Source organism: Rhizobium sp. FG96 (assembly GCF_057808655.1).
Window position 1 is genome coordinate 95,165 of record NZ_JBMDIL010000001.1, and the last position, 18,896, is coordinate 114,060.

The window sequence follows — 18,896 nt, forward strand, 5'->3', positions numbered from 1 at the left end:
TAAAATCTGCAGCGCATAGCGGGAAGATAAGCCACGGCTAAAGCAGTGCCGAAGGTGCGAGGAACGGTGATGCAGAACACAACCAGGAATGCAGCACAGCGCGAGGGCGCCCGCCCTGCCCCGCAGAACGACGCCCAGAAGATCGCCGAGCATATGGCACGGCTGAACATTGCGGGTCTGCCGCGGAACTACGAGCTGCTGCACGAAGCCGTCTGCGGCCGCAACACGGCGCTCGCCACCGATATCTCCGCGCTTGGCAGCCACCCGGCGCAGGCCCGGCTCGATGAGCTCGGCCTCAAACACCGGCTCGTCAGCCATTGCGGCCTTGCCGCCGAAACGGCCGGCACCGAGGCCAGCAAGCTGCTGCGCGAGGCGGCCGATCGTCTCTCGGACGGGCTGAAGCAGAAATATGCCTTCGCCCGCGCGGCCGAAACGCTGCTGCAGTCGCTCTCCGGCAATTCCGAACAAGGCCTCGACGGCTTCATGAGCGAGATGGAATATCTCGCCTCGTCGCTGGCATCGGTGCTCGCCGCCGAGACCGAACTCGAAGCCAAGCTCCTTTCCGATGTCGAGCGGATCGAGACCCTGGAGCGCGGCGTCGCCGCCGCCCAGGCCGCTTCCGTCACCGATCCGCTGACAGGCCTGCCAAACCGCATCGCGCTCGCCAAGACGATCGGCGATCTCTACGAGGGCGAGGATGCCGCCGGCAGCGCGCTGCTCATGGTCGATATCGACGACTTCCGCCAGCTGAATGCCAAATACGGCGTGCAGGCCGGCAACAAGCTGATGAAGAAGCTCGGCAACCTGTTCCGCAAATCGATCAAGAAGAACGACTTCGTCTCGCGCGTCGAAGGCGACGAATTCGCCTTCCTGTTTGCCAATGTCGGCATGCGCGATGCAATCGCCATCGCCGACCGCCTGCGCCAGTCCGTCGAAGAGAACATGGTCTTTGCGACGTCGGACAAATCGGATCCCGGCAAGCTGACGATCTCGATCGGCATCGCGCTCAGCGGCGATGCGGCGACCGGCACGCAGCTCCAGGCCAATGCCCGCGTGGCATTGCTCGCCGCCCAATCCAACCGCCGCCAGCCGATCCAGGCTTTCGGCCGCTGAGGCTTTCCACGCTCTTGCCTTGATCCGCCGTTTCGGCCAAAACGCCGGGCATGATCACGATTACCGAAATCTCTGCCCGCATTGCCGGGCGCCTTCTCCTCGACCATGCCAGCGTGACGCTTCCGGCGGGCACCAAGGCAGGCCTTGTCGGGCGCAATGGCGCGGGCAAGTCGACGCTTTTCCGCATCATCACCGGCGATCTCGGCGCCGAGACCGGCAGCGTGTCGATCCCCAAGAATGCGCGCATCGGCCAGGTGGCGCAGGAAGCGCCGGCGACGGAGCAGTCGCTGATCGAGATCGTGCTTTCGGCCGACAAGGAGCGCGCCGCTCTCCTCAAGGAAGCCGAGACCGCGACCGATGCGCATCGCATCGCCGAGATCCAGACGCGGCTCGTCGATATCGATGCGCATTCGGCCGAAGCCCGCGCCGCCAGCATTCTCGCCGGCCTCGGCTTCAGCCAGGAAGCCCAGCTGCGGCCTGCCTCCTCCTTCTCGGGTGGCTGGCGCATGCGCGTGGCGCTCGCCTCGGTGCTGTTTGCCGAGCCTGATCTCCTGCTGCTCGACGAGCCGACCAACTATCTCGACCTCGAAGGCACGATGTGGCTCGAGGATTACGTGCGCCGCTACCCGCATACGGTCATCGTCATCAGCCACGACCGCGACATGCTCAACAACGCGGTCAACTCGATCGTCCATCTCGACCAAAAGAAGCTGACCTTCTATCGCGGCGGTTACGACCAGTTCGAGCGCCAGAAGGCCGAAGCCGACGAATTGCAGATGAAGGCGAAGGCGAAGAACGATGCGGCGCGCAAGCATCTGCAGAGCTTCATCGACCGCTTCAAGGCCAAGGCCTCCAAGGCCCGCCAAGCGCAATCGCGCGTCAAGGCGCTGGAGCGCATGGGGACCGTCGCCGCCGTCATCGAGGATCACGTCCAGCCGATCACCTTCCCCGAGCCGGAGAAGCAGCCGGCCTCGCCGATCGTGGCGATCCAGGGCGGCGCTGTCGGCTACGAGCCGGGCAAGCCGATCCTGAAGAACATTTCCCTGCGCATCGACAATGACGACCGCATCGCCCTGCTCGGCTCCAACGGCAACGGCAAGTCGACCTTCGCGAAGTTCATTGCCGGGCGCCTGAACGCCGAGAGCGGCGACTTGCGGGTCGCCTCCAATCTGAAGATCGGCTTCTTCGCCCAGCATCAGCTCGATGATCTCGTGCCGAACGAGACGCCGGTGGAGCATGTGCGCCGGCTGATGCCGACCGAACCGGAGGCCAAGGTGCGCGCCCGCGTCGCGCAGATGGGCTTGGCGACCGAAAAGATGGCGACGGCCGCCAAGGATCTCTCCGGCGGCGAAAAGGCGCGCCTGCTGATGGGCCTTGCCGCCTTCCATGCGCCAAACCTTTTGATCCTTGACGAACCGACCAACCATCTCGATATCGACAGCCGCCGGGCACTGATCGAGGCGCTCAACGATTACAACGGCGCCGTCATCCTGATCTCGCACGACCGTCACCTGATCGAGGCGACCGTCGACCGGCTCTGGCTGGTCAACAACGGCACCGTCTCCAATTTCGACGGCGACATGGACGAGTATCGCGACCTGATCGTTTCCTCCGGCAGGAAGAAGGACGAGAAGGTCCAGAGCGCCGACGATTCCGCAAGCAAGGCCGAGCAGCGCAAGCTGAATGCCGACAAGCGCGCCTCGTTTGCGCCGCTCAGGAAAAAGATCAACGAAATCGAATCCTTGACCGGCAAGCTGGAGAAACAGATTCAGGCTCTTGATGCGGAACTTGCAGATCCGGTGCTCTACGAGAAGACGCCTGCCAAGGCCGCCGAAAAGGCCAAGCAGCGCGGAGAGGCAGCCGCAAAACTGGCAGCAGCCGAAGAGCAGTGGCTGGAACTCTCGGCCGAATATGAAGAGGCCATGGCAGGATAGCCACACACCCGCTGAAAAGGCTGCGGCAGAACGGCACAAGTTAACGACCGGGCGCCCGATTTAAACCGATCGTTAACCATAATTCGAAAGGTTGTCTCAACATTCATTACTGATTTGTTGAGCCCCTTTCATGTCCCGTTTCGCCTTTCTTTCGAGTGTCGTCCTCGCGCTTGCCCTGTGCGGCTGCCAGACGACCAAGCAACCCGCGCCCGACAAGACCATCAAGACGTCTTCGCTGCAAACCGAAGAAAGCGCCGCCGGCTTCCCGAAGCCCGCCAACCTCGCCTTCGGCGAAACCCACCATCTTGCCGGCCGCGTGCTGACGGTCTCCTCGCTGAAGGACCTCAAGCTGGAGCCAAAGGAAGTCGTCCTTTCCTTCGACGACGGCCCGATCCCCGGCCGCACCGACCGGGTACTGGCGACGCTCGACCGCTTCGGCGTCAAGGGCGCCTTCATGATGGTCGGCGAGATGGCTGAACTGCATCCCGAACTGGCACGCCGCGTCGCCTTGGAAGGCAATACGATCGGCAGTCACACCTTCAAGCATCCCAACCTCAATACGATGACATTCGATCAGGCGATCGCCGAGATCGCCCATGGCACGGCGGCCGTTACCAAGGCGACCGGCACCGACGTCAACTTCTTCCGCTTCCCTTATCTCGCCGACAGCCATAAGCTGCGCTCGGCGGTGGCAATGCGCGAGATGATCGTCATGGATGTCGATGTCGATACCAAGGACTATTTCAACTCGACGCCCGACCAGGTGGCCGATCGCGCCATGAACCGGCTGCGCCAGCGCGGCCGCGGTATCATCCTGATGCACGACATACACAAGCGGACCGTCGCCATGCTCCCTGCCCTGCTTACAAGGCTCGAAGCCGAGGGCTACAAGGTGGTGACGCTGAAGTTCAAGAAAGACGACCGCCCCGTCGTCATGGCATCGCTTTGAGCGTGACATGGGCGCTTGCCCGGCGGTAGCATTCTGATAAAACAGGCGCCCAATAAATCATACTTTTCGGAGCGAGCACCCTTCATGTCCCCCATCAACCTCGCCATCGTCGGCGTCGGCAAGATCGTCCGCGACCAGCATCTTCCCTCCATCGCCAAGAATGGCGACTTCAAGCTCGTTGCCACAGCAAGCCGCCACGGCACCGTCGACGGCATCCAGAGCTTCACGACGATCGAGGCGATGCTCGAAGCGGTTCCCGCGATCGACGCCGTTTCGCTCTGCATGCCGCCGCAATACCGCTATGACGCCGCCTACAAGGCGCTTTCGGCCGGCAAGCACGTGTTTCTCGAAAAGCCGCCCGGCGCAACGCTGAGCGAAGTGGCCGATCTCGAGACGCTGGCCGCCAAGAAGGGCGTTTCGCTGTTTGCCAGCTGGCATTCGCGCTATGCCGCGGCTGTCGAAGCGGCCAGGGATTTGCTTGCGAAGACCGAAATCAAGAACGTCCACGTCATCTGGAAGGAAGACGTGCGTCACTGGCACCCGAACCAGGACTGGATCTGGCAGGCCGGCGGCCTCGGCGTCTTCGATCCCGGCATCAACGCCCTGTCGATCGTCACGCATATCCTGCCGAAGGCGATCTTCCTGACCGGAGCGACGCTGGAATTCCCGGAGAACCGCGACGCGCCGATCGCGGCCGACCTGCATTTCCGCGATGCCGGCGCAATGACCGTCCACGGCGAGTTCGACTGGCGCCAGACCGGCAAGCAGAGCTGGGACATCATCGCCGAGACCGCGGCCGGCACGATGGAACTCGCCGAAGGCGGCTCGAAGCTTTCGGTCAACGGCGAGCTGAAATTCTCGGCACCGGAAGAAGAATATCCGTCGCTCTATCGCCGCTTCGCCGAAATCATCAAGGCCGGCAAGTCCGACGTCGACCTGGCGCCGCTGCGCCACGTCGCCGATGCCTTCATGCTCGGCAAGCGCAAATTCGTGGAAGCCTTCCACGATTGATACCGAGAGAGGCTGCGCCTGACGAAGGCTCTAGCCCATACTGATAGCGAGGGCGGACATGGCCGAAGACAAAGCGGAACTGACCGCCCTCCTGAAAGAAGTCGCCGACACCCCGAAGCGCGACAACAGCGCCTACCACGCCGCCATGGCCGAAGCCCGCCAGGCCTTCGAAAAGGCTGAAGCCGCGCTCGGCGGCCCGGTACGGCTGAAAACCAAGACAAAGCTCAAACGCAATGGCGATTATGTCGTCAAATGGACGTTCAAGCGGGACGGCTGAGCAGTCCGCGGCAAGGCCTCAGGCCTTTTTTTCCCAGCGCCCCTCGGGTGTCTGCTGCCAGTAGGTGAGGTTATGCCCCTCGCCTTTCAGCTTCTTCCACTGGGCGCGAGCACCTTCCAGCTGTTCCTGATCGTAACCGTCGAACATGAAAACGACGCGCTCATAAGCTTCCAGCTGGGGCGGCTCGGCGCCGTCGACGATGAAGCGGACGGTGGCCTGGTTGGCGTTGTCGCCAGTGACCGTCAGGAGAACCGGCTGACTTTCGGCCAGCTCGGTCTCTTCAGTGCCATGCGGCAGGAAGCTGTCGTCCCTGTAGGTCCAGAGATGCGCGTCGAGCGCATCGCGCCGCGCCGTCTCCCTCAGTTGGATGGCGACGCGCCAGCCGCGTTCGACGCTCTTGTCGACGAGCGGCGGCAGCGCGTCCTCCAGCTTGGATTCCGTCAGATGGTAGAAAAGGACTTCGGTCATGCCTGCATTCCAGCCTGTGATCAGGCCTCGTAGTGGTCGCGCACCAGCTGATCAAGCAGCCTGACGCCGAAACCGGAGCCCCAGGACTGATTGATTTCGTCCTGTGGCGATCCGAGCGCGGTGCCGGCGATATCAAGATGCGCCCAGGGCGTTTCCTGCACGAAGCGCTTCAGGAAGTGCGCGGCGGTGATCGAACCGGCATAGCGGCCGCCGGTGTTCTTCATGTCGGCGAACTTCGAATCGATCATCTTGTCGTAGTCGCGGCCGAGCGGCATGCGCCAGAGCTTCTCGTTGGTCGCGAGCCCCGCCGAGGTCAGCTGCGCCGAGAGCGTGTCGTCGTTCGAGAACAGACCGGCATGGACATTGCCGAGCGCGACCATGATGGCGCCCGTCAGCGTTGCCAGGTTGATCATGAAGCGCGGCTTGAAGCGGTCGTTGCAATACCAGAGCGCATCGCAGAGCACGAGGCGGCCTTCGGCATCGGTGTTGATGATCTCGATCGTCTGGCCGGACATCGAGGTGACGATATCGCCGGGGCGCTGCGCGTTACCATCGGGCATATTTTCCACAAGACCGATGATGCCGACGGCATTGACCTCCGCCTTGCGGGCGGCGAGCACATGCATGAGACCGGTCACGGCTGCGGCGCCGCCCATGTCACCCTTCATGTCTTCCATGCCGGCGGCCGGCTTGATCGAGATGCCGCCGGTATCGAAGACGACGCCCTTGCCGATGAAGGCGATCGGCCGGTCCTTCGCCTTGCCGCCCTTCCAATGCATGATCGCCAGACGCGGCGGACGGACGGAACCCTGGGCCACACCGAGCAGCGCCCCCATGCCGAGACGCTTCATTTCGCGTTCCGTCAGAATTTCCACTTCGACGCCGAGCTTCTCAAGCTCCTTTGCCTTGGCGGCAAATTCGACCGGGCCAAGCACATTCGGCGGCTCGTTGACGAGATCGCGGGCGAGATTGACGCCCTCGGCGACGGCCTCAGCATCGGCCAGCGCCTTCTTGGCGCCGGAGGCATCCGCAGTAACGATCGTCACCTTGGCCGACTTGCCATTCGCCTTGTCGTCCTCGTCGGACTTCTTGGTCTTGTAATTATCGAAAGCGTAGGCGCGCATCAGCATGCCGAGCGCAAAGCCGGAGGCAGCTTTGGCGTCGATCGCCGCACCCGGCGCATCGATGAAGATCGTCGCCTTGTCGGCGCCCTTGATCTTGCCGGCAGCGATACCGCCGAGCTTCAGCCAGTCATGCGCAACCAGATCCTGCGGCTTGCCGAGACCGATGACGAAGAGGCGGTCCGCGGGGGAGCCTTCGGGGGCGACGAGATCGAGCGCCGACATCGCCTTGGCGGAAAACTTGGCGATCTTGGATGCCTTGGCGATGACGCCCGCGGGGTCGGCAATTTCTGCGCCAGCCGCAAGCTCGCCGTCGCCAGCCTTCAAGAGAACGGTAAGGCCGCCGCTAATCTTGGCGGATTTAGCGAATGAAATATCAAATTTAACAGACATGTCTTCTCCTTGGGATTCGCAGCGGAATCCTCTCTGGCGGCGATCATTCCGGGTTTCATGCCCGAAAACAAGACGTGATCGCCGGGCCATGGACAAATCCGCGCCGCCGGGGCAGAAAGCCAGCGCGCCGCGGGAAGGCCAGGCCAACGGAAGACATCGACAGTGATTGCAGCCCTCAAGACCTATATTTCCGGCTGGAGAATCAGCTTTCCGCCGACCGCTGCCGATATTTTCGTCGGGCTCTTCTGCCTGTGGTGGCTGCTGCTCGTCATCTTCTACGCCTTTCCCGGGATCGATCTGGCGACCTCCCGCTACTTTTTCACGCCCGCGACCTGCGACGCCACCGCGCTTGCCGGCGATGTCTGCGGCTCCTTCACGCTGGCCGGCAACTGGTTCCTCAAAAATCTCCGCGTTATCTTCTTCCGGCTGCCCTATGTGGTGGCGATCGTTCAGCTCGGCTTCCTGATCGCCTGCTACACGCAGCATGGAGCGACGTTCAACGCGGTCCGGGCGCGCAATCTGAAGATCGCGCTCGGCTCGCTGTTGATCGGCCCGGGCCTGATCGTCAATCTGATCCTGAAGGAACATTGGGGCCGCCCTCGCCCGGTTTCCGTCACCGAATTCGGCGGCATGATGGACTTCGTCCAGGCCGGATCCTTCGCGGGCAAATGCGTCAGCAACTGTTCGTTCATCTCGGGCGAAGCGGCGAGTGCCGGCTGGCTTCTCTGTCTGCTGGTATTCATTCCGCAGCCGGCGAGAACCGGGCTTTTCCTGCCAGTTGTCGCGGTGTCGCTGCTGACACCCATGATGCGGCTCGCTTTCGGCGGCCATTTCCTTTCCGACATCATCCTCGGCTGGCTGCTCGCGGTCGTCGTCTTTGCCGGTCTCTACGCGTTCACAGATTCGTCACACCGCCCAAAAAATTCTGAAATTTGAATGAATTTTTGAGCCGGACCGGTCGCAAAAGCGAAACAAACATCGTAGATGGAATCCGCTGCGGGGCGTTTGCCCGGCGGATCGTTCAAGGGCAGGCATGAAACTTCTCGAGATCTACATATTGCGGCGCGTCGGCCAGATGTTTTTCGTAGCGCTGCTGCCAGTGCTTGCGATCATCTGGACGACTCAGGTGCTGCAGCGCGTCAATCTCGTGACCGACAGCGGGCAATCCGTCGGATCGTTCGCGATGCTGGCGACACTGATCCTGCCGTCGATCATTCCGATCGTCCTGCCCTTCGCTCTCGTCATCGGCATCACTCAGACGCTGACGACGATGAACAACGATTCCGAGCTGACCGTCATCGACGCTGCAGGGGCCAAGCGCAGCATCCTGGTGCGACCGATCCTGCTGCTTGCGGCCGTCATCAGCGTCTTCTCCTTCTTCGTCGACAACGTCGTCGAACCGAAGGCCAAGACCGGCGTCCGCGCAATGGTCGCCGCGACCTATGCCGACCTGCTCTCGACCGTCATCGAGGAAAAGAACTTCCGCAAGATCGACGACGGCCTCTACGTTCAGATATCCGAACGTCTTGCAGGCCGCGTGCTGCGCGGGCTCTTCGTCGTCGACGAGCGCGATCCGGCTTTCGACATGATCTATTATGCGCGGGAAGGCGCGGTCGATCAAAGTGGCACATCGCTGCTCATGAAGGATGGCGAAGTCCAGAGAAAGACCCGCGACGGCAACGTCTCGATCATCCGCTTCGATTCCTATTCGTTCGACCTGTCGGACCTGACGGAAAACCGTGGCGAGGCGACGCTGCGCGCCAGCGACCGCGATCTGTCGTTCCTTTTGAACCCCGACCCGACAGATAAAGATTACATTGCGAAACCAGGCAGTTATACTGCCGAGCTGCATCGGCGCCTGACGGACTGGACGCTGCCTTTCGTCTTTGCTCTGATTTCACTGGTGATTGCCGGCGACGCACGCTCGCATCGCGAAGCGCGCCTCCATCCGATGATCTCGGCGCTCGGGATCGCCTTTGCTCTTCGCTGGGCATCTTTCTACGCTGCAAACGAGATCGATACGCGCCCAGCCTACATCGTGATCCTTTACGGCATCCCTGTTGTCGCTTCGCTGATTGCGATCGTCCTTCTCAATTTCCATAGGCGACTCGTTCCGACGGCCATAGGCAATCGCCTTACGGCGATTTCGCGTCTTGTGAGCGGCTATCTAGGCCCGCGTAAGAACGGAAAATCGGGAGGTGCCGCATGATTTTCGGCACGCTTGGGCGTTATTTCTTCCGCCGCTACATGGTGACGACCGTCTGGTTCTTCCTGGGAATCATCAGCATCGTCTTCCTGATCGACTTCAGCGAGACCGCGACCCGAATGTCCGGCCTTCCCGGCTACACGGTTGCGAGTGGCCTGTTGATGACGGCGGTTCGTCTACCGCTGCTTTTGCAGCAGACTATTCCATTCATCGCCCTCTTCGTCGGCATGACCGTGCTGATCGGGCTCAACCGGAAATACGAACTGGTCGTCACTCGCGCGGCAGGCATTTCCGTCTGGCAGTTCATGACGCCCTTCGTTGTCGGCGCCTTGCTGCTTGGCGTCTTGACGGTCACGGTCATCAACCCGATTGCCGCTTGGGGCCAGCGCCAGGCCGCGCTCGTCGAGACCGATTGGCGCGGGCAGGACAAGCTTGCCAACAAGGCATCGCAGATTCCGTGGATTCGTCAGATCAGCGGCCAGGACGACGTTATCATCGGCGCGCAGACGATCCTTGAGAACGGCACGCTGCTGACCGACGCCGTGCTTATCCACTTCGATTCGGATGGCCGGGTGATCCTGCGCCAGGATGCGAAGTCGGCAAAGTTGGAAGATGGTTACTGGCTCCTTAAGGATGTGACGGAGCGCCGCCCCGGCGAAATCGTCCAGCGTAAGCCAACGGTACAACTGCGTACCAATTTGAAGCAGGATTTCGTCAGGGAGCGCCTGACTCCACCTGAAACCATTGCTTTTTTTGATCTTTCTAATCGAATTGAAATTGCGAAATCCTTCGGTGTTCCGACCAAGGCGCTGGAGACGCAATTCCACTCACTGCTGTCGCAGCCGCTGCTTCTCGTAGCGATGACTCTCATTGCTGCAACAGTGTCCCTGAAATTTAGCCGGTTCAACCAATCGAGGTCCGTGATTCTGGGTGGCATCCTCTCAGGCTTCGTGCTTTATGTGCTGACCGTGCTTGTAAAAGCATTTGGAAGCAGCGGAGTTGTGCCGCCTTTCGTGGCGGCCTGGATTCCGGTAGTCGTCGCGCTGGCACTCGGCGCAACGATTCTGCTTCATCAGGAGGATGGCTAGTGGCGGCAGGCGACCGCAAGACTTTTAGTAAACAGTTGGTTGCCCTGCTCGCAGGTGCGACTCTGCTCAGCTATTCCGGCAGCATTCCAGAAGTCTTTGCACAGGAAAATCCAGCTATCCAGAAGCTGCAGCCGAAGGTCCAAGAGGGCCAGAAGCTGGTGCTTTCGGCAAACGAACTGGTCTATAACAAGGACCAGCAGATCGTTTCCGTCACGGGTGGCGTTCAGATCAATTACGCCGGCTACAAGCTGGTGGCGCAGCGCGTCGAATATAATCAGAAGACCGGCCGGATGATGGCGCTCGGCAACATCGAGATGATCAGTCCCGATGGCAACCGGATGTATTCCGACAAGCTCGACGTCACTGACGATTTTGCCAATGGCTTCATCAACGCTCTCCGTATCGAGACAGCGGACAATACGCGCATCGTCGCCGAAAGCGGTGAGCGCGTCGGCGGCACGCAGATGATCCTGAACAGGGGCGTCTATACGGCCTGCCTTCCCTGCGCGGAAAAGCCTGAAAAGCCGCCATTCTGGCAGGTCAAGGCAGAGCGTGTCATCCAGAATGGCGAGAAGCATACCATACGTCTTGAGAAGGCCCGCTTCGAACTGCTTGGAATGCCGATCGCCTATCTTCCGTGGATCGAAGTTCCCGATAATACGGTGAAGCGGAAGTCCGGCTTCCTCTTCCCAACGATGAGCACGTCGCAGAATCTCGGCTTCGGTCTTTCGGTTCCGTACTATTACGTTTTCTCGCCGAGCATGGATGCGACGGTAACGGGGACCGGTTATACCGAACAGGGTTTCCTGCTCGATGCTGAGTTCCGCCAGCGCTTCGAAAACGGCACCCATACGCTTCGCATGGCTGGCATCAACCAGATGAACCCGGACAGGTTCACCGATGGCACCAGCGACCAGCGCGATAGCCGTGGCATGATCGCCTCACAGGCCGAGTTCAAGATCAATCCCCGCTGGACCTTCGGCTGGGACGTTATGTACCAGAGTGACAACAACTTCTCTCGTACATATGAGCTGAAAGGCTACGATCAGACGACCCACACCAATCAGGTCTATCTGACTGGTCTTGGGAAGCGCAATTACTTCGACATGCGCGCCTTTTACTTCGATCGTCAGGATGCCGACGCCGGCAGCGAAGCGGAGAAGCAGCAGGCTGTCGTTTATCCGACATTGGACTATCACTACGTCGCACCTCGACCGCTTGCTGGCGGTGAGTTGTCATTCGATGTCAACCTGACCAATATTTCGCGCACGCATGACAGCTTCTTTGACAACCCTGATGGCGAAGACCGATACTCCCTGAAGGGACAGATGTCCCGCCTCAGCGGTGAACTGGAGTGGAAGCGCACCTTCGTGACCCCCGCGGGCGTTTTGATTACGCCTCTGCTTGCGGCTCGCGGCGATGCATTTTCGCTCAATATGGATGGACCGAACTCCGTCGGCGGCACCTATAGTGGCGATTTCGACAACGGTGATGCCGCGACGCGCGGTATGGTGACCGCCGGCTTGGAAGCCCGTTACCCGTTCCTGATTACTACATCCAACAGCACACATGTGATCGAGCCGATCGCCCAGATCTATGCGCGACCCGATGAGCCACTCGCTGGCGCCCTGCCGAACGAGGACGCGCAGAGCTTTGTTTTCGATGCGACCAATCTGTTCGATCGCGACAAGTTCTCGGGTTACGATCGTATCGAGGGTGGTACCCGCGCCAATATCGGCTTCCAGTACACTGGCACCTTTGACAACGGCTATAAGCTGCATGGTATTTTTGGTCAGTCGTTCCAGATTGCCGGCCAGAATTCGTTTGATACGAGTGACCTGAGAAACGTTGGTGCCGAATCCGGTCTTGAGACGTCGCGCTCAGACTATGTCGGTCTCGGCGGCATCGAAACGCCTCAAGGGCTGGCTCTTGCCGCATCTTATCGTCTTGACGAGAAGGACCTGTCATTCCGCCGTGGCGATTTCACCGCTGGCTTCCAGAACGACACGTTCCAGAGCCAGTTGATCTACACCCATATCACCAAGCAGCCGGACTACGGTCTGCTGTCTGATGCGGACGAACTGCAGACGAAGGCGTCCGTCAAGTTCAAGGATTACTGGTCGATCTTCGGCGGCATCGCTTGGGATTTGAACAACGACGTCATCGCCAGGAAGAGCATCGGCCTGTCCTACGAGGATGAGTGCACAATCTTCACGATCGCCTATACCGACAAGCGCGACCTGAGCGATGAGTCGGCGAGCGACTGGACGATCGGCGCCAAGCTGACGTTCCGCACGCTCGGCGATATCAACGTCGGCAATTTCGACGATCCGGACAAGAAGATATACAACAACTAAGCTTGAAGAACCGCGGCGAAAGAAAGAGAGCCTTTCTTTCGCCGCAAGACTTTTGCAGGACATTGCCGTCAGCAATTATCTGAGGCATAGGAGAGCATCATTTCGCTGGAAATGACGTCCTGTAGTCTCGATGGAAGGAAATAGGCGCGCATTGCATTGTGCCGTCTAGGGAAGGGTCTATAGATGATTGGCGCCAGAAGAACGGTTACGGCAATCCTTGCAGGGGCTGCGATGTGCATCGCAGCTGCCGCGTTTCAGCCGGCCTTTGCCGCAAGCGAGGTCAAGGCCGTTGTCAACGGCACGGCGATCACCTCCGGTGACGTTGCCAAGCGTGTGGCCTTCCTGAAGCTTCAGCATCAGAAAGCGGATGCGAAAAGCGCCGAGGAATCGCTGGTCGACGAAACGCTGAAGCGTCAGGAAGTTGCCCGTGTTCGCATGTCGGTTTCGACCGATGAGGTCGATGCCTCCTTCGGGCGTTTTGCGCAGGGCAACAAGCTGACGGTTGCTCAGCTGACCGAAATCCTCAATCGCGCCGGTGTTGGCCCTGATCATTTCAAGCAATTCATCGCCGTGCAGATGAGCTGGCCACGCGTCGTCAACGCCCGCTATGGATCTGCGGCGCGCATGTCGAGCAGTGATCTTGTCTCGCGCATGATGGAAAACAACAAGCAGAAGCCTGAAACCACGGAATACATGCTGCAGCAGATCATCTTCGTCGTGCCGCAGTCGAAGAAGGGCATTACCGCCAAGCGCAAGAGCGAAGCGGACGCATCGCGCTCGAAATATCCGGGCTGTGATCAGGCGAAGGTCTTCGCCGCGACGATGCGTGACGTTTCCGTCCGCGATCTCGGCCGCATGCTGGCGCCGCAGCTACCGGCCGACTGGAAGCCGTTGATCGAGCAGGCCAAGGGCAACACGACGGCGACGCGCGTAACAGAAAAAGGCGTCGAGTATCTGGCAATCTGCAGCCAGCGTCAGGTTTCCGACGACACGGCCGCCGAGATGGTGTTCCGCCAGGAAGACCTCGACAAGGCGAAGGCCAACAAGGAAGCGCCGACCGACGAGAATTCCAAGAAGTACCTCGACGAACTGCGCTCCAAGGCGCAGATCATCTATCGCTGATCGCCATGGCAGTCCCCTTCTCGCGGCCACTGGCGCTGACGCAGGGTGACCCGGCAGGGGTCGGCCCGGATATCACGCTGACGGCGTGGCTGCGCCGCCGCGAGCTCGGTCTTGCGCCGTTCTTCTTCATCGGCGACCCCGACGTGCTGGCCGTGCGTGCCCGTCAGCTCGATGTTACCGTGCCGATCCGCCACGCGGATGCCAGCACGGCTGGCGACATCTTTGCCGAAGCTCTGCCGGTCCTGCCGATAGCGGCCGGCGTTGAAGTCGCCGCCGGTGAACCGCATGTGGCGACGGCCGCCGGAACGATCGCCGCGATCGAGACCGCGGTCGCGCTGACCCACCAGGGCGAAGCGCTTGCCGTCGTGACGAACCCGATCGCGAAATCGGTGCTTTACGAGGCGGGCTTCAAATTCCCTGGACATACCGAGTTTCTTGCCGATCTCGCAGCACGCGCGACGGGTAAGGCCATGACGCCGGTCATGATGCTTGCCGGGCCGAAACTGCGGGCCATTCCCGTCACCATCCATATCCCGATCAGGGACGTGCCGCAGGCGCTGACCGGTGCCCTGATCGTCGAGACCTGCCGCATTGCCAATGCCGACCTGATCGAGCGCTTCGGGATCGCACAGCCGCGCCTTGCGGTGGCCGGTCTCAACCCACATGCGGGCGAGAGCGGCACGATGGGCCGCGAGGACGAGGACATCATCCATCCGGCCGTGCAGCAGTTGCGCGCCGAGGGCATCGATGCCATCGGCCCCCTGCCCGCCGATACGATGTTCCATGACGAGGCCCGCGCCCGCTACGACGTCGCCGTCTGCATGTATCACGACCAGGCGCTGATCCCCGCCAAGGCGCTCGGCTTCGACGATTCCGTCAATGTGACGCTTGGCCTGCCCTTCGTGCGAACCTCGCCTGATCACGGCACGGCCTTCGGCATTGCCGGCAAGGGCATTGCCCGCGAGCACAGCCTCGTCGCCGCGCTGAAGCTGGGCGCCCAGCTGGGCCGCAACGCCGAGAGCCTTCGCTGATGGCTGCACTCGATGGTCTGCCGCCGCTTCGCGACGTCATCCAGCGTCACGGGCTCGACGCCCGCAAGGCGCTGGGACAGAACTTCCTCCTGGACCTCAACCTGACGCAGAAGGTTGCCCGCACTGCCGGCAGTCTTGAGAATACGACTGTGTTCGAGGTTGGCCCGGGTCCTGGCGGCCTGACGCGTGCGATCCTGGCGCTCGGCGCCAAGAAGGTGATCGCCGTCGAGCGCGATCCGCGCTGCTTGCCGGCGCTCGCCGAGATTGCCGATCACTATCCGGGCCGTCTCGAAGTTATTGAGGGTGATGCGCTGAAGACCGATTTCGAGGCGATGGCGCCTGAGGGTCCGGTCAAGATCATCGCCAACCTGCCCTATAATGTCGGCACCCAGCTTCTGGTGAACTGGCTGCTGCCGAAGCAATGGCCGCCCTTCTGGGAGTCGCTGACGCTGATGTTCCAGAAGGAAGTCGGCGAGCGGATCGTCGCCGAACAGGACGACGATCACTACGGCCGCCTCGGCGTGCTCGCCGGCTGGCGGACTCAAGCGCATATGGCCTTCGACATTTCTCCGCAGGCCTTCACGCCGCCGCCGAAGGTAACGTCCACCGTCGTGCACCTGACGCCGCGCGAAAATCCGATCCCCTGCTCCGTTGCCAACCTGGAGCGCGTCACGCATGCCGCCTTCGGCCAGCGCCGCAAGATGCTGCGCCAGAGCCTGAAGCCGATCGGCGGCGAGGCGCTGCTGCAGAAGGCGGGGATCGATCCACAGCGGCGGGCCGAGACGCTTTCGGTGGATGAGTTTTGTTTGCTGGCGAATAGTCTCTAGGGGACTTCCTACACCGCCCTCGTCCCTGTGTCCTTGGGGCTGCGCCCGCGAGATGTCACAGGAATCCGGCGGCGCCCCAGTCGTGGGGCGCGGGAGACACTTCTTCAAATCGGAAATGGGGGGCGCGCGCCGAGCCCCCACCCGCTCCCTCAGAGAACCGGCGTCTCTTCCAGCAGCTTGGTGACGAAGTCGAAGACGCCGTGGCCGCGGTCTCGGCGGAGACGCTCCGCCTTGACGATCGACTGAACGGAGTCGAAGGCTTTCTCGAGATCGTCGTTGACGATGACATAGTCGTATTCGCGCCAGTGGCCGATTTCGGCGCGGGAATTGGCCAGCCGCTGGGCGATGACTTCTTCGGAGTCTTCGGCGCGGCGGTGCAGGCGGGATTGCAGCTCGGTCATGGTCGGCGGCAGTACGAAGATCGAGACGACATCGGCCGACATCTTTTCCTGCAGCTGCTGGGCGCCCTGCCAGTCGATGTCGAACAGCATGTCGCGGCCTTCGCTCATCGCCTGTTCGACGGGAGCGCGCGGCGTTCCGTAGAAATTGCCGTGAACCTCGGCCCACTCAAGAAGCGAATCGGAATCGCGCAGCACCTCGAATTCGCGGATGCTGACGAAGCGATAGTGGATGCCCTCGACCTCGCTCGGGCGGCGCTGGCGCGTTGTGACGCTGACCGACAGACCGATCTGGCTATCCTGCGCCAGAAGCGTGCGGGCAATCGTCGATTTTCCGGCGCCCGACGGCGACGAGATGACAAGCATCAGGCCGCGGCGCGCGATCTGAATGGGCGACGTTTTCGTCGGTTGCATGGATCACTCCAGATTCTGGACCTGTTCGCGGAACTGGTCGATGACGACTTTCAGTTCAATGCCGGCGGCGGTGACGGCCGAGGCATTCGATTTCGAACAGATGGTATTCGATTCCCGGTTAAATTCCTGTGCAAGGAAATCCAGCTTGCGGCCGACAGGGCCGCCTTTTGCCAGCAATTCGCGGGCAGCGGCGACATGCGCCTTCAGCCGGTCGATTTCCTCGCGAAGATCCGCCTTGGTGGCAAGCAGCGCCGCCTCGGCATGAAGGCGATCGCGATCGAGCGCTGCGGTGCCATCGAGCAGCATCGCCACCTGCGTCTTCAGGCGCTCGGCGATCTCCTGCGGCGAACGCGAAGGGTCGCGCTCGATGGTCTGCGTCAGCGTTTCGATGGTCGAGACATGGTCGAGGAGTACGCGCGACAGAGCCGCCCCCTCCTGCTCGCGCATCAGCTTCAGATCGGCAAGCGCGCCGACGAGGCCGCTGACGACATCGGCATCACGGGCAGCGAGTGCGTCTTCGCTGTCTTCGCTCTCGCGGAACTCCACGAGGCCGCGGATCGACAACAGCGTGTCGAGCTTCAGCGGCTCCGGATCGATGATGCCTGCCAGCTGGTCGCGCAGGGCAAGAACGGTCGCCAGCGCATCCTGATTGAGAACTGTTTCGAAGCGGTTCTCGCCGGCAGAAACCGAGAGGTTCGCCTGCATATTGCCGCGGCTGAAGGTTTCGCCCGCCATGCGGCGCACGTCCACTTCCATCCGCTCCAGGCCGGGCGGCAGGCGCAGACGCAGGTCGAGACCCTTGCCGTTCACCGAGCGCAGTTCCCATGCCCAACGCCAACGGCCGCTCGTTCCCTCACGCCGTGCAAAACCGGTCATGGACTGCAAAGCCATGCGAGCCTCCGAAATCAGTTGGTCTTCTTTTTCTTCTGGGCGGCAGGCGCATCCGCCTGTGCTTCGGGCTGGCCGTCCACCGCGATATTCGGGTCGGCGCCCTTGTCGGCTTCCAGCTTGCGCCAGCGCCGGACATTGGCATTGTGGTCGTCGAGCGTTGCCGCGAAGACGTGACCGCCGGTGCCGTCGGCTACGAAATAGAGGTCTTCGGTCTTCCAGGGATTGGCCACGGCTTCCAGCGCGTCGCGGCCCGGATTGGCAATCGGCGTCGGCGGCAGGCCCTTGATGATATAGGTGTTGAAGGGCGTGTCCTTCTTCAGGTCCGACTGATAGATCGGCCGGTCAGCCGGCTTGCCGTCGCCGCCGAAGAGGCCGTAGATGATCGTCGGATCCGACTGCAGGCGCATGCCCTTGCCGAGACGGTTGAGGAAGACGGAGGCGACATGGGCGCGCTCGTCCGGCACGCCGGTTTCCTTCTCGACGATCGAGGCGAGCGCCACCAGCTCTTCCTTCGACTTCAGCTGAAGCGCCGGATCGCGCTTGTCCCATATCTGCTCGACGAGCTTGGTCTGGGCGGCTGCCATCTGGTCGACGATCTCGCCGCGCTTGGTCCCGCGCGAGAACTTGTAGGTATCCGGCCGCAGGCTGCCTTCAGCAGGAAGCACGGTCGGCAGCTCGCCTTCCAGAACCTGATCCTCGTTCATGCGATTGAACATCTGGCGGACCGTCAGGCCTTCAGGGAAGGAAATCGAATAGAGGATCGACTTGCCCGACTTCAGCAGTTCCATGATGTCGTTCATGGAAGCCTTGGCCTTGATCTCGTATTCACCGGCCTTCAGGCTTTCGCCTTCGTTCAGATGGGTGGCCGTCAGATAGCGGAAGATGCGGGCGTCGGAGATGATGTTGTTGCGCTCGAGATTGCTCGAAATCTCGGAGAGACCGGCGCCGCTGCGAACGATGAAGTTGGTGTTCGTCTCAAGCGGGCCTGGATCCTGGTAGCTCGAGATCGCGTAATAGAAGGCAAAGACCGCCGCGGCGCAGCCGAGCACCACCAGCGTCATCACGAAATTGAGGAAGATCACGACCTGGCTGCGCGCCTTCTTGGAGCGCTTCGGCGGCTCCGGAACGCGTTCCGGGCGCAGCGCTTCAGTCGGCGATTTCGGAATGATCCGGCCGTTCTGTGCCTGCTGCTCGCCCTGACCCGGCGTTTCGTTGCTCTGGTTCGTGTCGCTCACCCGGCATTCCTCTATATTTGGCCCCGTCTGCTTTTTAAGAAGCAATACGGCAAAAAACAGG

17 protein-coding genes are annotated in these 18,896 nt (G+C 61.4%); 12 read left to right on the top strand and 5 right to left on the bottom strand.

The genetic code is table 11. The features are described 5' to 3' along the window. Positions 1–69 precede the first annotated feature (69 nt). From ACODR6_RS00495 to ACODR6_RS00515, 5 genes are all read left to right on the top strand, one after another. Positions 70–1,113: a GGDEF domain-containing protein gene (locus ACODR6_RS00495; RefSeq protein WP_489019998.1), complete on the top strand. Its 1,044-nt coding sequence runs from the start codon at positions 70–72 to the stop codon at positions 1,111–1,113. Positions 1,114–1,163: 50 nt separating this feature from the next. After that, the gene (locus ACODR6_RS00500; RefSeq protein WP_489020000.1) at positions 1,164–3,047 is read left to right on the top strand and encodes an ABC-F family ATP-binding cassette domain-containing protein; all 1,884 of its coding nucleotides are present in this window, start codon (positions 1,164–1,166) and stop codon (positions 3,045–3,047) included. A gap of 130 nt (positions 3,048–3,177) precedes the next feature. Continuing rightward, entirely contained in the window at positions 3,178–3,996 is an 819-nt protein-coding gene (locus tag ACODR6_RS00505) for a polysaccharide deacetylase family protein (RefSeq protein ID WP_489020002.1), read from the top strand. A gap of 84 nt (positions 3,997–4,080) precedes the next feature. Beyond that, a complete protein-coding gene (locus ACODR6_RS00510; protein ID WP_489020004.1) occupies positions 4,081–5,007 on the top strand; it encodes a Gfo/Idh/MocA family protein in 927 nt (308 codons plus the stop codon). 58 nt (positions 5,008–5,065) lie between these two features. After that, positions 5,066–5,284, top strand: coding sequence for a hypothetical protein (locus ACODR6_RS00515; RefSeq protein ID WP_489020006.1), 219 nt, complete (start codon positions 5,066–5,068; stop codon positions 5,282–5,284). A gap of 18 nt (positions 5,285–5,302) precedes the next feature. Here ACODR6_RS00515 and ACODR6_RS00520 read toward each other — a convergent pair whose 3' ends face one another. Next, the gene (locus ACODR6_RS00520; RefSeq protein WP_489020008.1) at positions 5,303–5,752 is read right to left on the bottom strand and encodes a DNA polymerase III subunit chi; all 450 of its coding nucleotides are present in this window, start codon (positions 5,750–5,752) and stop codon (positions 5,303–5,305) included. 20 nt (positions 5,753–5,772) lie between these two features. Further along, entirely contained in the window at positions 5,773–7,266 is a 1,494-nt protein-coding gene (locus ACODR6_RS00525) for a leucyl aminopeptidase (protein ID WP_112718816.1), read from the bottom strand. A 186-nt stretch (positions 7,267–7,452) separates the two neighbouring features. Between ACODR6_RS00525 and ACODR6_RS00530 the strand changes: the two genes are divergently transcribed. The 7 genes from ACODR6_RS00530 (at position 7,453) to rsmA (ending at position 15,897) form a co-directional block, all read left to right on the top strand. Continuing rightward, the gene (locus tag ACODR6_RS00530; RefSeq protein ID WP_489020696.1) at positions 7,453–8,202 is read left to right on the top strand and encodes a phosphatase PAP2 family protein; all 750 of its coding nucleotides are present in this window, start codon (positions 7,453–7,455) and stop codon (positions 8,200–8,202) included. A gap of 97 nt (positions 8,203–8,299) precedes the next feature. Then, a complete protein-coding gene (locus ACODR6_RS00535; protein WP_489020010.1) occupies positions 8,300–9,475 on the top strand; it encodes an LptF/LptG family permease in 1,176 nt (391 codons plus the stop codon). Then, positions 9,472–10,560: an LPS export ABC transporter permease LptG gene (lptG, locus tag ACODR6_RS00540; protein WP_489020012.1), complete on the top strand. Its 1,089-nt coding sequence runs from the start codon at positions 9,472–9,474 to the stop codon at positions 10,558–10,560. The genes ACODR6_RS00535 and lptG overlap by 4 nt, the downstream gene beginning before the upstream one ends. Next, a complete protein-coding gene (locus tag ACODR6_RS00545) occupies positions 10,560–12,917 on the top strand; it encodes an LPS-assembly protein LptD (RefSeq protein ID WP_489020014.1) in 2,358 nt (785 codons plus the stop codon). The genes lptG and ACODR6_RS00545 overlap by 1 nt, the downstream gene beginning before the upstream one ends. Positions 12,918–13,100: 183 nt before the next feature. Beyond that, positions 13,101–14,039: a SurA N-terminal domain-containing protein gene (locus tag ACODR6_RS00550; protein WP_489020016.1), complete on the top strand. Its 939-nt coding sequence runs from the start codon at positions 13,101–13,103 to the stop codon at positions 14,037–14,039. A 5-nt stretch (positions 14,040–14,044) separates the two neighbouring features. Beyond that, the gene (pdxA, locus tag ACODR6_RS00555) at positions 14,045–15,070 is read left to right on the top strand and encodes a 4-hydroxythreonine-4-phosphate dehydrogenase PdxA (RefSeq protein WP_489020018.1); all 1,026 of its coding nucleotides are present in this window, start codon (positions 14,045–14,047) and stop codon (positions 15,068–15,070) included. Continuing rightward, positions 15,070–15,897, top strand: coding sequence for a 16S rRNA (adenine(1518)-N(6)/adenine(1519)-N(6))-dimethyltransferase RsmA (gene rsmA, locus ACODR6_RS00560; RefSeq protein ID WP_489020020.1), 828 nt, complete (start codon positions 15,070–15,072; stop codon positions 15,895–15,897). The genes pdxA and rsmA overlap by 1 nt, the downstream gene beginning before the upstream one ends. Positions 15,898–16,046: 149 nt before the next feature. Here the strand turns inward: rsmA and gmk are convergent, their stop codons facing one another. The 3 genes from gmk to mltG are packed head-to-tail and all read right to left on the bottom strand — an operon-like array spanning position 16,047 to position 18,835. Beyond that, complete coding sequence (gene gmk, locus ACODR6_RS00565; protein ID WP_112719525.1) at positions 16,047–16,709, bottom strand: guanylate kinase; 663 nt, start codon at positions 16,707–16,709, stop codon at positions 16,047–16,049. A gap of 3 nt (positions 16,710–16,712) precedes the next feature. Continuing rightward, positions 16,713–17,600, bottom strand: coding sequence for a YicC/YloC family endoribonuclease (locus tag ACODR6_RS00570; protein ID WP_112719526.1), 888 nt, complete (start codon positions 17,598–17,600; stop codon positions 16,713–16,715). Positions 17,601–17,614: 14 nt separating this feature from the next. Next, positions 17,615–18,835 (bottom strand): endolytic transglycosylase MltG, encoded by a 1,221-nt coding sequence (mltG, locus tag ACODR6_RS00575; RefSeq protein WP_112719527.1) that lies wholly within the window; start codon positions 18,833–18,835, stop codon positions 17,615–17,617. Positions 18,836–18,896 lie beyond the last annotated feature (61 nt).